The following is a 13,397-nucleotide window of genomic DNA, read 5'->3' as shown; positions in this document are numbered from 1 at the left end:
ACTGTCCCCTCATGGGGGCATCGACGACGAGGGCCGAACAGGCAGACAAAACGGCAGCGGAACCGCAGACCGACGACCGTGGGACCGGCGGTCGCAAAGCGGACGGAGCGGAGCCCGCCGGAGAGAGCGACAGAGGCAGAGCGGCGAGGCGACCGCGCGCGGCACGGCGGCCCACCATCCTCTTCGAGATCGTCCTCGTCCTGGTCTTCTACGCCGTCTACTCCTCCATCCGCAACGCCGTGCCGGAGCAGCGCCTCCAGGCCCTCGACAACGCCGACCGCGTCTGGCACGCGGAGCATCTGCTCGGCATCGCCGTCGAGGACTCCGTCAACCGCGCGGCCGACGGCGTCACCTGGCTCATCCTCACGATGAACTACTACTACGCGACGCTGCACTTCGTCGTCACGGTGCTGGTGCTGGTCTGGCTCTACTGCTCCCACCCGGGCCGCTACGCCGCGACGCGCCTCGTCGTCTTCGCCACCACCGCCATCGCGCTGCTGGGGTACTACCTCTTTCCGCTGGCGCCGCCGCGGCTGATGCGCGGCGACCAGTTCGTCGACACCGTGCAGGTGCACCAGACTTGGGGCTCCATGGCGTCCGGCAACCTCGCCGACATGTCCAACCAGTACGCCGCGATGCCCTCGATGCACATCGGCTGGTCGGTGTGGTGCGGCATCACCGTCGCGGCGCTCGCGAAGCCGCTGTGGGCGCGGGTGCTGGGGGCGCTCTATCCCTTGCTCACGCTGACGGTGATCGTGTGCACCGCCAACCACTTCTGGCTCGACGCGGTGGGCGGGGTGCTCTGCCTCGGCTTCGGCTTCGCGCTCTCCTTCGGCTGGTACGGGCGGATCGCGTACCGGTTGCCGAAACTGGCCGCTACGCCCGCGCGGGCGTAGCGGCGGGCGGGCGCAACGGGCGGCTCACACGGCACTGCTGAGGGCGCGTCAGCTTCCGTTCGACAGGCCGCATACCGGAGCCGCGCACCGGCCCTCGCAACAGCAGCCCACGTATCAGCGGCCCTCGCGCCGGCGCCCGCACCGGCCCGCGTATCAGCCCTCGTAGAAGAGCCGTTCCGCGACGGCGCGGGCCCGGCGCGTCACACGCCGGTAGTCGTCCAGCATCTCGCCGCTGCCGCCGGCCTCCGTCGGGCGCGGGCCCGGACCGGCGGACTCGTATCCGAGATAGCGCCCGACGGCGCCCAACTCCCGTGCCTCGGAAGGAAACGTGTCACCCGCCCTGCCGCGCACCAGCATCACCGCGTTGCGCACGCGGGTGGCCAGCAGCCACGCGTCGTCCAGGATGCCGGCGTCCTCCTCGCCGATCAGGCCGGCCTCCAGGGCGGCGGCCAGCGCCACCCGCGTACGCGTCGTGCGCAGCCCCGGCACCGACGCGGCGTGCCGCAACTGGAGGAGCTGCACGGTCCATTCCACGTCGGCGAGCCCGCCGCGGCCCATCTTGGCGTGCGTGGTGGAGTCCGCGCCGCGCGGCATCCGCTCGGCCTCCATGCGGGCCTTCAGCCGGCGGATCTCGCGCAGCGACTCCTCGCTCAGCCCGTCCGCGGGATACCGCAGCGGACCGATGAGTTCGGTGAAGCGGCGGCCGAGTTCCTCGTCGCCCGCGACGGGCGCGGCACGCAGCAGCGCCTGGCTCTCCCAGGGCGAGCCCCAGCGCCGGTAGTACGTGGCGTACGAGTCGAGCGAGCGCACCAGCGGGCCCGACTTGCCCTCGGGGCGCAGATCCGCGTCGACGACGAGCGGCGGGTCGGTGGTGGGCAGTTGCAGCAGCCGGCGCAGCTCGGTCGCGACCGCCAACGCCGCCTTGCCCGCCTCCTCCTCGCTCACGCCCTCGCGTGCCTCGTGCACGAAGAGGACGTCGGCGTCGGAGCCGTAGCTGAGTTCGGCACCGCCGAAGCGGCCCATGCCGATCACCGTGAAGCGCGTGGGCAGTTCGTCGCCCCACCCGCTGCGCACGGCGGCGCGCAGCGCGCCCGCGAGGGTGGCGGCGTTGAGGTCGGTGAGCGCGGTGCCGATGCGGTCGACCGCCTGCGCGGGCTCCTCCGCGGGCAGGTCCTCGGTGCCGTACGCGCCGATCAGGTCGCCCGCCGCCGTACGGAACAGCTCGCGGCGGCGCACCCCGCGCGCCACCGCCACCGCCGACTCCGCGTCGCCGGCGCGGCCGACGGCGGCCAGCACCTCCTGTGTCAGCGCCTCGCGCGAGCGCGGCAGCAGCCCGTTCTCGTCGCCGAGCAGCGCGACCGCTTCGGGCGCCCGCAGCAGCAGGTCGGGGGCGAAGCGCCCGGCGGAGAGCACCCGCGCGAGGTTCTCCGCGGCGGCGCCCTCGTCGCGCAGCAGCCGCAGGTACCAGGGGGTGTTGCCCAGCGCGTCGGAGACCTTGCGGAAGCCGAGGAGGCCCGCGTCGGGGTCGGCGGAGTCCGCGAACCAGCCGAGCAGCACCGGCAGCAGGGTGCGCTGGATGGCGGACTTGCGGCTGACGCCGCTGGCAAGCGCCTCCAGGTGGCGCAGCGCCCCGGCCGGGTCGGCGTAGCCGAGCGCCTCCAGCCGCTGCCGGGCGGCGCTCGGCGAGAGCCTCGCCTCGCCGATCTCCAGCTGGGCGACGGCGTCCAGCAGCGGCCGGTAGAAGAGCTTCTCGTGCAGGCGCCGTACGGCCGCGGCGTGCCGCCGCCACACGCGGTGCAGCTCGGTGACGGGCTCGCTGCGGTAGCCGAGGGAGCGGCCCAGGCGCCGCTGGTCGGCCTCGTCCTCGGGCATCAGATGGGTGCGCCGCATCCGGTAGAGCTGGATGCGGTGCTCCATGGTGCGCAGGAAGCGGTAGGCGGCCTCCAGCGCGGCGGCGTCCTGGCGCCCTACGTAGCCGCCGCCGGCGAGCGCGTCCAGCGCCGCGAGCGTGGTGGGGCTGCGCAGCGACGCGTCGGAGCGCCCGTGCACCAACTGGAGGAGCTGTACGGCGAATTCGACGTCCCGCAGCCCGCCCGGGCCCAGTTTCAGCTCGCGTTCGACCTGCGCTGCGGGGATGGCGGCGACGACGCGGCGGCGCATCTGCTGCACGTCGGGGACGAAGTTCTCCCGCTCGGCGGCCTGCCACACCAGCGGGGCTACCGCCTCCGTGTACGCCTCGCCCAGCGCCGCGTCGCCCGCCACGGGCCGCGCCTTCAACAGGGCCTGGAACTCCCATGTCTTGGCCCAGCGGTTGAGGTAGGCGAGGTGGGAGTAGAGCGTACGGACGAGCGGCCCGTTGCGGCCCTCGGGGCGGAGGTTGGCGTCGACCGGCCAGATGGTGCCCTCGACCGTGGTGTCCGAGCAGATGCGCATCAGGCGGGAGGCGAGCCGCGTGGCGGCCTGCAACGCCGCGGACTCCTCGGTGCCTTCCACGGGCTCCGCGACGAAGATGACGTCCACGTCGGAGACGTAGTTCAGCTCGCGGCCACCGCACTTGCCCATGCCGATGACGGCGATGCGGCACGCGGCCGCGTCGTCGGGCGCCTCCGACTCGGCGACGGCGAGCGCGGCGCGCAGCGTCGCCGTGGCCAGGTCCGCCAACTCCGCAGCGGTACGGGCCAGATCGCTGGTGCCGCACACGTCGCGTGCGGCCACGGACAGCAGGCTGCGCCGGTAGCGGTGGCGCAGCTCGTCGGGGTCGCGCGCGGCGCCGACGACCGCCTCGAACTCCTCGACGCCCGGATGCAGATCGGCCGCCGCCTCGTACCTCACGAGGGCCTCCCAGTCGTCGGGGTGGGCGGCCAGGTGGTCGCCGAGCGCCTCGGAGACGCCGAGCACGCCGAGCAGCCGGTCCCGCAGCGGCTTGCTGGCGCGCAGGGTGTCCACCAGTCGCTGCGGGTCCTCCTGCGCCTCGACGAGGCGTACGAGCCCGCGCAGCGCGAGGTCGGGGTCGGCGGTGGCGGCGAAGGCGTCGAGCAGCCCGGTGTCGGAGCGCACCTCCTCCAGGCCGGGGGCGGCGAGCAGCTCCTCGGCAGCGGCGGGTTCGGTGAAGCCGCGCCTGATGAGTTGTCCGTACCGGCTGTCCCGGCGCCCGCCGCCCTGCACCTGACCGTCCTCCGTCGTCTCGCCCTCCGGGTCTCCCGGCGTCCGGCCACGGGCACGCACGGGTGCCGGCGCAACCCGGCTGCGGCCCGTGCCCGGCCCGTCGCCGCGGCCCCACGGCGGGGGCCGCCGCGGCGTCAGAGCACCGGCAGGCTCTTGCGCAGCTCGAAGGCGGTGACCTCGCTGCGGTACTCCTCCCACTCCTGCTTCTTGTTCCGCAGGAAGAAGTCGTACACGTGCTCACCGAGCGTCTCCGCGACGAGTTCGCTGCGCTCCATCAGCGTGATCGCCTCGCCCAGGTTCTGCGGCAGCGGCTCGATGCCCATGGCCCGGCGCTCGGCGTCGGAGAGCGCCCACACGTCGTCGTCGGCGCCCGGCGGCAGCTCGTAGCCCTCCTCGATGCCCTTGAGCCCGGCGGCCAGCAGGGTCGCGTACGCGAGGTAGGGGTTGGCGCCGGAGTCGAGGGAGCGCACCTCGATGCGGGTGGAGCCCATCTTCCCCGGCTTGTACATCGGCACGCGGATCAGCGCGCTCCGGTTGTTGTGGCCCCAGCAGATGTACGACGGGGACTCGCCGCCCTCGCCCGCGGTGCGGTTCGCGCCGCCCCAGATGCGCTTGTAGGAGTTGACCCACTGGTTGGTGACGGCGGAGATGTCGCCCGCGTGAGTGAGCAGGCCCGCGATGAAGGAGCGGCCGACCTTGGAGAGCTGGTACTCGGAGCCCGATTCGTAGAAGGCGTTGCGGTCGCCCTCGAACAGCGACAGGTGGGTGTGCATCCCGGAGCCGGGGTGCTCGGAGAACGGCTTGGGCATGAACGTGGCCTGCACGCCCTGCTCCAGTGCCACCTGCTTCATCACCAGCCGGAACGTCATGATGTTGTCCGCGGTGGACAGCGCGTCGGCGTAGCGCAGGTCGATCTCCTGCTGGCCGGGGGCGCCCTCGTGGTGGGAGAACTCCACCGAGATCCCCATCGACTCCAGCATCGTGATCGCCTGCCGCCGGAAGTCCATGCCGACGTGCTGCGGTGTGTGGTCGAAGTAGCCGGAGGAGTCCGCGGGCACGGGCCGGGTGCCGTCCACGGGCCGGTCCTTGAGCAGGAAGAACTCGATCTCGGGGTGGGTGTAGAAGGTGAAGCCCAGATCGGAGGCCCTGGCGAGGCTGCGCTTGAGCACGTAGCGCGGATCGGCGTAGGACGGTGATCCGTCCGGCATGAGGATGTCGCAGAACATCCGGGCGGTGCCGGGCGCCTCTGCGCGCCACGGCAGTATCTGGAAGGTGCCGGGGTCCGGCTTGGCGATCATGTCCGACTCGTAGACGCGGGCGAAGCCCTCGATCGCGGAACCGTCGAAGCCCATGCCCTCGTCGAAGGCCTGCTCCAGCTCGGCGGGCGCGACGGCGACGGACTTGAGAAAGCCGAGGACGTCGGTGAACCACAGCCGTACGAACCGGATGTCGCGCTCCTCGAGCGTACGGAGCACGAATTCCTGCTGCTTATCCATAGTCACCCATCCTCGCTGGTCGGGGTGGCCGCTCGCACCCGGTGGACTCCCCCCGCGCCCGGATACGGGACGGACCGGGTGAGCGTCCCACCACAAGGTTTCCGAAGCGTTGCCTGCGCGCTCCGTCTCCTCACGCCGCTCCCAGTAGACCACGGGAGGGGTGCGGCGGGGCGAGCCGGGAACGGGGGCCGCGCAGCGGGCGGCGGGACGGGGAGTGAGCGGGCGGAGAGGGGGCCGCGCCGGGGCCCGGAGGGGCCGCACCCGGGGGCCGGACCGGCGACCCGGACGGGCGCCCGGAGGGCCGCACCGAGGACCCGCGCCGGAGGCGGGCCCGAGACGGGCGTAGGGCGCCGGGACGGGCGTAGGGCGCCGGGACGGGCGTAGGGCTCCGGGAAAGATGGAAGCCGCGGTCCGGCAGTGGGGGATACCGGACCGCGGCTGGGTGTTGCTGGCCGGAGCGCCGCGGGTGGCGCACGGCCGTGTGGTCGTCGTGAGCCGTCCTGCCCGGCGACGTCACGCATTGAAGTTCGCACACGGCCGCAGCGGAGAACAAGAGTTACCGGTGAGTGTGCCAATCGCCCTCTTGTGGGGCGTACTTCGCGGGTCGGACACCCCTTCGCGGGCCTCTCCGAGGGCCCTTCGACGGGCCTCTCCCGCACCCGCGGAACCCCCTCAGGCGGTCTCTCCGGCGCCCGGCCCCGGCCCGATCCGCACGGCGCCCTCGGCCGGCTGCGAGACCCAGCCGAGGCTGGCCGCGCGCATTCCGAGCTGGAAGCGCGTACCGGCGCCCAGCCGCTCCATCAGACCGCTCAGCCTGCGCTGGAACGTGCGGTAGCTGACGCCGAGTTGGCGCGCCATGACCTGGTCGGTCAGCCCCGTCGTCAGCAGCGCCAGCAGCCGGGCCTCGTCCGGTGTCGGGGCGTCGCCCGCCCCGTTCGGGCGGCCGGCGAGATAGGCGGAGAGCGGCAGCGCACGCGCCCACAGCACCTCGAAGAACTCGCAGAGCGCGTCCAGCAGACCCGACGGGTGCACCACCACGCTGCTGGCCATCTCGTGCGGCGCGGAACGCAGCGGCAGCAGGGCCACCCGGTCGTCCGCGACCAGCAGCTTCGTGGGGGTGTCGGCCATCACCCTTGCGTCCTCGCCCAGTTCGGCACAGGCCTCGATGTCGGTGTTGATCCGGTGAAAGGTCTCCAGGCCGTGGGTGTCGTAGATGACGCGGTAACTGATGCCGCGCCGCATCGTCTTGGCCTGCACGGGCATCATGCCGGTCTTCGGATCGAGCCGGTCCGGGTCGCTGTTGGCGTACGGCGGCCGGTCGATGCCGCGTATCTCGCTGGTGGCGCTGTGCTGGAGCTGGTCGACCTGCTGGATCACGGCGGCCCGCCCCGTGACGATCTCGACCAGGTCGACGGGGTCGCGGGCGGCGGCGTTGGCGCGGAAGCGGGTGGCCAGGAGCTGGATGTGGCGGCGGGTGCGGTGGATGGCCTCCTCGCGGGCCAGCAGCAGCGACTCGAAGGCGGCCTCGGGTGCCACGGGCAGGAACCGCTGCTCGCCGCGCCGCTCCCCCGGGTAGCGGCCGACCAGGCCCAACTTCTCCAGCGCGTCGAGGGTTTCGCGTACTCTCGCGGCGCTCAGGCCCAGCGCCGTGCGCAGCTCCGCGACGGTGACCGCCCCGTCGACGAGCGCTTCGTACGCCTGCTGCTGAACCGGTTCGAGCCCGAGCGATTCCAGCATGTCGATCCCCCTGTGCGGTGGCGAGTTCACGTCACTGACCGATGCCCGCCAGGCGGGCACCGAATCCAGTACACCAGGTATCGAAATCCTGCGGATACCCTCGCGTAGGGGTAGCCACATGCTGGATACGGTTGTGAAGTTAGCGTGAACACCTTGTGATGGACAACATCACAAACCGCCCGGAACTGCCGGTTCCGCGGCCGTGACCTCCCACTGGGCACACCCCGCCGCATCGTGTCAGAGAGACGATTACAGTTGACCGCGTGCCTCAACTACGCCTCGCCCTGAATCAGATCGACTCGACCGTCGGCGACCTCGAAGCCAACGCCGAAGCGGTCCTGCGGTGGACCCGCCACTCGGCCGGGCGGGGAGCGCATCTCGTGGCGTTCCCCGAGATGATGCTGACCGGCTATCCCGTGGAGGACCTGGCGCTTCGCGGCTCGTTCGTGCACGCCAGCCGCGCCGCGCTGCGCTCGCTCGCCCGCCGGCTCTCCGACGAGGGCCTGGGCGAAGTCCCGGTCGTCGTCGGCTATCTCGACCACGCCGAGCACGCGCGGGCCGCCCTCGGCAGCCCCGCGGGCGCCCCGCAGAACGCCGCGGCCGTACTGCACGGGGGCGAGGTGGCGCTGACCTTCGCCAAGCACCATCTGCCCAACTACGGCGTCTTCGACGAGTTCCGCTACTTCGTGCCGGGCCAGACGCTTCCGGTGGTGCGGGTGCACGGCGTCGACGTCGCGCTCGCCATCTGCGAGGACCTGTGGCAGAACGGCGGCCGGGTGCCCGCGACGCGCACCGCCGGCGCCGGACTGCTGCTGTCCGTCAACGCCTCGCCGTACGAGCGCGACAAGGACGACACGAGGCTCGAACTCGTGCGCAAGCGCGCCCAGGAGGCCGGCTGCACCACCGCGTATCTCGCGATGATGGGCGGCCAGGACGAGCTGGTCTTCGACGGCGACTCGATCGTCGTCGGCCCGGACGGCGAAGTCGTCGCGCGCGCACCGCAGTTCGAGGAGTGCTGCGTGGTGCTCGACCTGGAGCTGCCGGCCGCCGCGGCGAAGCCGCCCTCGGGATCGGTCGACGACGGGCTGAGCGTGGAGCACGTGGTGCTCTCCGAGACGCCTGTGGCGCCCTACGAGCCGGACGCCCACGGCAGCGAGGCCCCGCGCATGGAGGACGACGAGGAGATCTACACGGCGCTCGTCACGGGCCTGCGCGCCTACGTCTCGAAGAACGGCTTCCGCTCCGTGCTGATCGGCCTCTCCGGCGGGATCGACTCGGCGCTCGTCGCCTCGATCGCCTGCGACGCGCTGGGGCCCTCCAACGTGCACGCCGTCTCGATGCCCTCGCGCTACTCCTCGCAGCACTCCCGCGACGACGCGGCCGAGCTGGCGCACCGCACGGGCCTCGACTACCGCAGCGTGCCGATCGGGCCGATGTTCGACGCCTTCCTCGACGGCCTGGAGCTCACGGGCGTCGCCGAGGAGAACCTCCAGTCCCGGCTGCGCGGCGTCACGCTGATGGGCATCTCCAACCAGGAGGGCCACATCGTGCTCGCGCCGGGCAACAAGTCCGAGCTGGCGTGCGGCTATTCGACGCTCTACGGCGACTCGGTCGGCGCGTACGGACCCATCAAGGACGTCTACAAGACCAACGTCTTCCGCCTCGCGAAGTGGCGCAACCGCGCCGCGGAGGAGCGCGGCAAGACGCCGCCCATCCCGGAGAACAGCATCGCCAAGCCGCCGAGCGCGGAGCTGCGCCCCGGGCAGGTCGACACCGACTCCCTCCCCGACTACGGCGTACTGGACCGCATCCTGAAGCTGTACGTGGACGGGGACGTCGGCCGCGAGGGCATCGTCGAGCGCGGCTTCGACCCGGAGGTCGTCGGCCGCGTGCTGCGCATGACGGACGCCGCGGAGTACAAGCGCCGCCAGTATCCGCCGGGCACGAAGATCTCCGCCAAGGGCTTCGGCAAGGACCGCAGGCTGCCGATCACCAACCGCTGGCGGGAGAACGGCCGTTAGCCGGTGCAGCGGGGGCGGCCTTGCCGCCCGGGCACCCGAAACGGGAACCGGCGCAGCCGGAACGGACTCCGGGACGGAAGCGGTGTGGCCGGGACGGGAACCGGCGTAGCCGGAGCGGGCTCCGGGACGGAACCGGTGAAGCCGGGACGGGCGCCCCTCCCGGCCACGACATCGTGCGGCTGCGAAAGCCCGTCGCAGCCGCGGCTCGCCACCCGCGTCCCGACGGTGCGGGCGGGCGCCGGGACGACCCCCGCCCGGTCACGGCATCGCGCATCGCGCATCGCGCATCGCGCGGCCGCGGAGGCCCGTCGTGGCCGCGGCTCGCCGCCGGTGTCCCGACGTTCGCGGGCCCGCGCCGGAGCGCGGGCCCGTGAGCACGAGTACGGGATACCAGTACGCGATGCGCGTACGAGGCGCGGAGCGGAGCGCAGAGCGCGCCACCGCCCCGCGGCCCGTCACCCGGAGACGCTCTCCGCGGCCCGCGCCCGGCGCAGCCGGGGCACGCCGCGGGCGACGATCCGCGAGCGCGACGGCGTACCGCGATCCAGCGCACCGGCCAGCAGCGCGATGCCGAGCCCGGCGAGTGCCAGCACCACGCCCACGAGCATGGGCGAGCGCCAGCCCCAGCCCGCCGCGACGGCGACGCCGCCGAGCCAGGCGCCGCCCGCGTTGGCCAGGTTGAACGCGGACTGGTTGCCCGCGGAGGCCAGCGTCGGCGCGTGCCGGGCCTTCTGCATGATCAGCATCTGGAGCGGCGTGGTCGTCATGAAGCCGAGTCCGCCGAGCACCACGACCATCGTCATCGCCGCCCACTTGATGTCGACGACGGCGTGGAAGACGAGCATCGCGGCGGCGAGCGAGCCGAGCCCTCCGTAGAGGGTGGGCCGCAGCGCGCGGTCGGTGAGCGGCCCCGCCACCAGTGCGCCCAGCGTCATGCCGATGCCGAACAGCGCCAGCACGATCGTCAGGGACGACTCGGCGAGACCGGTGACCTTCGTCATGATCGAGGCCAGGTAGCTGTAGACGGCGAAGACGCCGCCGAAGCCGAACACCGCGGTGAGCAGCCCGAGTACGACCTGGCGGTGGCCGAGCGCGCGGACCTCGTGGCCGACTCCGCGCTGGTGCTCCACCGGCAGGTGCGGAACGAGCGCCGCGAGGCTCGCCATGGCGATCACGCCGATGGCGCCGACGAGGAGGAAGGTGGCGCGCCAGCCGAGTGCCTGGCCGATGGCGGTTCCGGCGGGCACGCCGACGATGTTGGCGACGGTCAGCCCGAGGAACATCGTGGCGACGGCGCGGGCCCGGCGGTCCTCCGTCACCAGGCGTGCGGCGACGACGGCGCCGACTCCGAAGAACGCTCCGTGCGGCAGTCCGGACAGCACACGCCCCGCGAGCAGCCAGCCGTAGCCGGGCGCGAGCGCGGAAGCGAGATTGCCGACCGTGAACAGGCCCATGAGCAGCACCAGCATCCGCTTGCGCGGTGTGCGGGCGCCGACGGCGGTGAGCAGGGGTGCGCCGATGACGACGCCGATGGCGTACGCGGAGACGAGGTATCCGGCGGTGGGCACGGACGTCCCCATGTCGGCCGCGACGTCGGGCAGCAGACCCATCATCACGAACTCGGTGGTGCCTATTCCGAAGGCGCTGATCGCCAGGGCGAGCAAGGCCAGAGGCATGGGCGGGAAACCTTTCAGGGCAGGGTCGACCGCAGGGTCGATCAAGGCGTCGGCAAGAGGTTCAGGGGAGGTGCGTGCTCGGCGTGCGCGGTGGTGGCCCTGCTGAGGCGTTCGGCGCACTGACACGGCTTCTTATGTTCTCGGACTGAACAAAGTCTCTCAGACGCCGGACCGCCGCGGACGACATCCGTGTTTCAGGACGGCAACAGGCCGTCGAAAGCGGCGTGATTCGCGCCACGGAGCACGGCGGACCGCGGCGGACCGCCGTGCCGGCGAAGAGTTCCGAACGCCGGGAACGGCGACCCCGGGGGCCTCCCGTGCCTCGGGCGCAGCCCCGACACCCGGGCCGCAGCCCCGACACCCGGGCGCCCGGGCCCCGTTCACGTACTCACGGGCGGCCTCAGAAGTCGATGCGCGCCGCCACCGGCAAGTGGTCGCTGCCCGTCGACGGCAGGGACCACGACGAGACCGGCTCCATGCCCTTGACCATGATCTGGTCGATGCGGGTCGTCGGGAACGACGCGGGCCAGCTGAACCCGGGGCCGTCCCCGGCGGCGCCCTGCGTGGAGCGCATCTGGGAGGTGACGGGCGCGAGCGCGCGGTCGTTCATGGTGCCGTTGAGGTCGCCGAGCAGCACCTTCTTCTCCGTACGGTCCTGCTCTATGGCCCTGCCCAGCGCCTGCGCGCTGTCGTCCCGCTGGCCCGCCGTGAAGCCCGACGCGAACTGGAGGCGTACGGACGGAAGATGGGCCGCGTACACCGCCACGTCGCCCTTCGGTGTGGCGACCGTGGCGCGCATCGCCCGCGGCCAGCCCATCTTGATGTCGACGGTCCCCATGTCCCGCATCGGGTACTTGCTCCACACGCCGACCGTGCCGACCCGCTTGTGGTGCGGGTACGCCGCCGCCAGGCCCTTGTCGTAGCTCGCGGCCTGCCCGCCCGCGACCTCCTCCAGGGCGACGATGTCCGCGCCGGAGCCGGAGAGTTCACGTGCGGTGCGCGCCGGGTCGGGGTTCTCGGCGTTGACGTTGTGCGTGACGACGGTCAGATCGCCGCCCGTGCCGGACTTGCTGGTCAGCTGGCTGCCGAAGAGGTTGAGCCACACCAGGACCGGCAGCAGCAGCGCCACCAGCGTCAGCACGGACCGGCGCAGCAGCGCCAGCAGCGCCAGCACGGGAACGAGCACGCCGCCCCACGGCAGGAAGGTCTCCCACAGCGAGCCGAGGTTGCCCACGGCGTTGGGGATCTCGGAGTGCCAGAACAGCGCGAGCCCCAGCAGCACCGCCAGCAGGGCGAGGAACCAGCCGCGCCGCCACGCGCCGGGTCCGCCCCAGCCCGCGAACATCCGGGGCACGCGACCGCCTTCCCGGCGAGTGCGGGATCCGGCCCCGTGCCACTCGCCCGAAGTCTTCGCGGCTTCCGACATGTACGCGCGTGCCATCGGCTGTCCTCACTCGCCTCGCTGGTGCTTGTCGAACGATAGGTGATCCGGAACGGGGACTTTCCGTACGACGAATGTCCCGCACAACCACCCTTACCGCCCGGGTGTCTTGGGGGGTTCCCATGTGTCGAGCAGGACGAACACCCAGGCAGGTGAGGTTCCTGGCTGCGCCGGCCGGCGGGCGGCTGTGACGGAAGACGCACACGGGCGGCGGCGCGGACGGGGCTCAGCCGCGGGCGCGCACCCCGTCGAGCACGGAGTCGACGATCTGCTCCGGAAGGCCCGGCGGCAGGTCCTTGTCCTCGTGCAGCACGGTGCGGACGAGCATCGGTCCGGTGAACAGCTCGCCCAGCAGCTCCACATCGAGATCGCCGCGGAGTTCGCCGCCGGCGACACCGCGCCGCAGCACGCAGTGCAGCATCTCCCGGCGGGCCTTGATCACGTTGTCGTGGTACTGCCGCCACAGCTCCGGGTGGCTCTTCACATGGCTCGTCATGGTCCGCAGCACGGCCGACTGGCGCTTGGCCATGCCCACCCGCCTGTGCCACTCCAGGAGCGTGACGAGGTCGTCCCGCACGGACTCCCCGGACGGCTCGGCCGGCGGCTCCTCCAGCGCCTTGACCACCGCGAGCAGCATCTCGTCCTTGCCGCCGGGCCAGCGGCGGTAGACGGTCGCCTTGCCGACGCCCGCGACGCGCGCGACCCGCTCCACCGAGAGGGCGTCGATGGACGTGCCCTCTTCGAGCAGGCGGAGCGCCCCCTCGATGATGGCCTGCTCCACGGCCTCGCTGCGCGGGCGGCCGCGCCGCGCGGGCGATACCGCGTCCTCGGGCTCCGCCGGCCTCGGGTTCATCCTGGCGCTCCTCCTTCGCGGGCCGCCCTCGTGGGGCGTGCCGCAGGGTCGGCGGCCCGGGTCGGGGGCCGCGGTTCCGGGGGCCCGGTCAGGGGCCGCGCCGGGGCACGGG

General features: G+C 72.6%; 8 protein-coding genes. 2 read left to right on the top strand and 6 right to left on the bottom strand.

The annotated features are described in order from the left end of the window. The first annotated feature begins 11 nt into the window (after positions 1 to 11). The gene (locus tag HCC61_RS03595; RefSeq protein ID WP_169133705.1) at positions 12 to 896 is read left to right on the top strand and encodes a phosphatase PAP2 family protein; all 885 of its coding nucleotides are present in this window, start codon (positions 12 to 14) and stop codon (positions 894 to 896) included. A 153-nt stretch (positions 897 to 1,049) separates the two neighbouring features. Here the strand turns inward: HCC61_RS03595 and HCC61_RS03590 are convergent, their stop codons facing one another. The 3 genes from HCC61_RS03590 to HCC61_RS03580 all read right to left on the bottom strand — a co-directional run bounded on the left by HCC61_RS03590 (position 1,050) and on the right by HCC61_RS03580 (position 7,294). Beyond that, positions 1,050 to 4,061, bottom strand: a complete 3,012-nt coding sequence (locus tag HCC61_RS03590) for a bifunctional [glutamine synthetase] adenylyltransferase/[glutamine synthetase]-adenylyl-L-tyrosine phosphorylase (protein ID WP_169133868.1) — start codon at positions 4,059 to 4,061, stop codon at positions 1,050 to 1,052. Between the two features lie 134 nt (positions 4,062 to 4,195). After that, positions 4,196 to 5,557, bottom strand: coding sequence for a glutamine synthetase family protein (locus HCC61_RS03585; RefSeq protein ID WP_169133704.1), 1,362 nt, complete (start codon positions 5,555 to 5,557; stop codon positions 4,196 to 4,198). Positions 5,558 to 6,229: 672 nt separating this feature from the next. Further along, positions 6,230 to 7,294, bottom strand: coding sequence for a helix-turn-helix domain-containing protein (locus tag HCC61_RS03580; RefSeq protein ID WP_169133703.1), 1,065 nt, complete (start codon positions 7,292 to 7,294; stop codon positions 6,230 to 6,232). 263 nt (positions 7,295 to 7,557) lie between these two features. Between HCC61_RS03580 and HCC61_RS03575 the strand changes: the two genes are divergently transcribed. Beyond that, the gene (locus tag HCC61_RS03575; protein ID WP_169133702.1) at positions 7,558 to 9,315 is read left to right on the top strand and encodes an NAD+ synthase; all 1,758 of its coding nucleotides are present in this window, start codon (positions 7,558 to 7,560) and stop codon (positions 9,313 to 9,315) included. Between the two features lie 455 nt (positions 9,316 to 9,770). Here the strand turns inward: HCC61_RS03575 and HCC61_RS03570 are convergent, their stop codons facing one another. From HCC61_RS03570 to HCC61_RS03560, 3 genes are all read right to left on the bottom strand, one after another. After that, positions 9,771 to 10,991, bottom strand: coding sequence for an MFS transporter (locus HCC61_RS03570; protein WP_169133701.1), 1,221 nt, complete (start codon positions 10,989 to 10,991; stop codon positions 9,771 to 9,773). A gap of 400 nt (positions 10,992 to 11,391) precedes the next feature. Next, positions 11,392 to 12,432: an endonuclease/exonuclease/phosphatase family protein gene (locus HCC61_RS03565; RefSeq protein WP_169133700.1), complete on the bottom strand. Its 1,041-nt coding sequence runs from the start codon at positions 12,430 to 12,432 to the stop codon at positions 11,392 to 11,394. A 226-nt stretch (positions 12,433 to 12,658) separates the two neighbouring features. Further along, on the bottom strand, positions 12,659 to 13,285 hold the full coding sequence (locus HCC61_RS03560) for a TetR/AcrR family transcriptional regulator (RefSeq protein ID WP_169133699.1): 627 nt from the start codon (positions 13,283 to 13,285) through the stop codon (positions 12,659 to 12,661). Positions 13,286 to 13,397: the final 112 nt, after the last annotated feature.

The organism is Streptomyces sp. HNM0575, assembly GCF_012726265.1.
Classification (GTDB): Bacteria; Actinomycetota; Actinomycetes; order Streptomycetales; family Streptomycetaceae; genus Streptomyces.
This window is presented reverse-complemented; position numbering and strand designations above follow the sequence as displayed.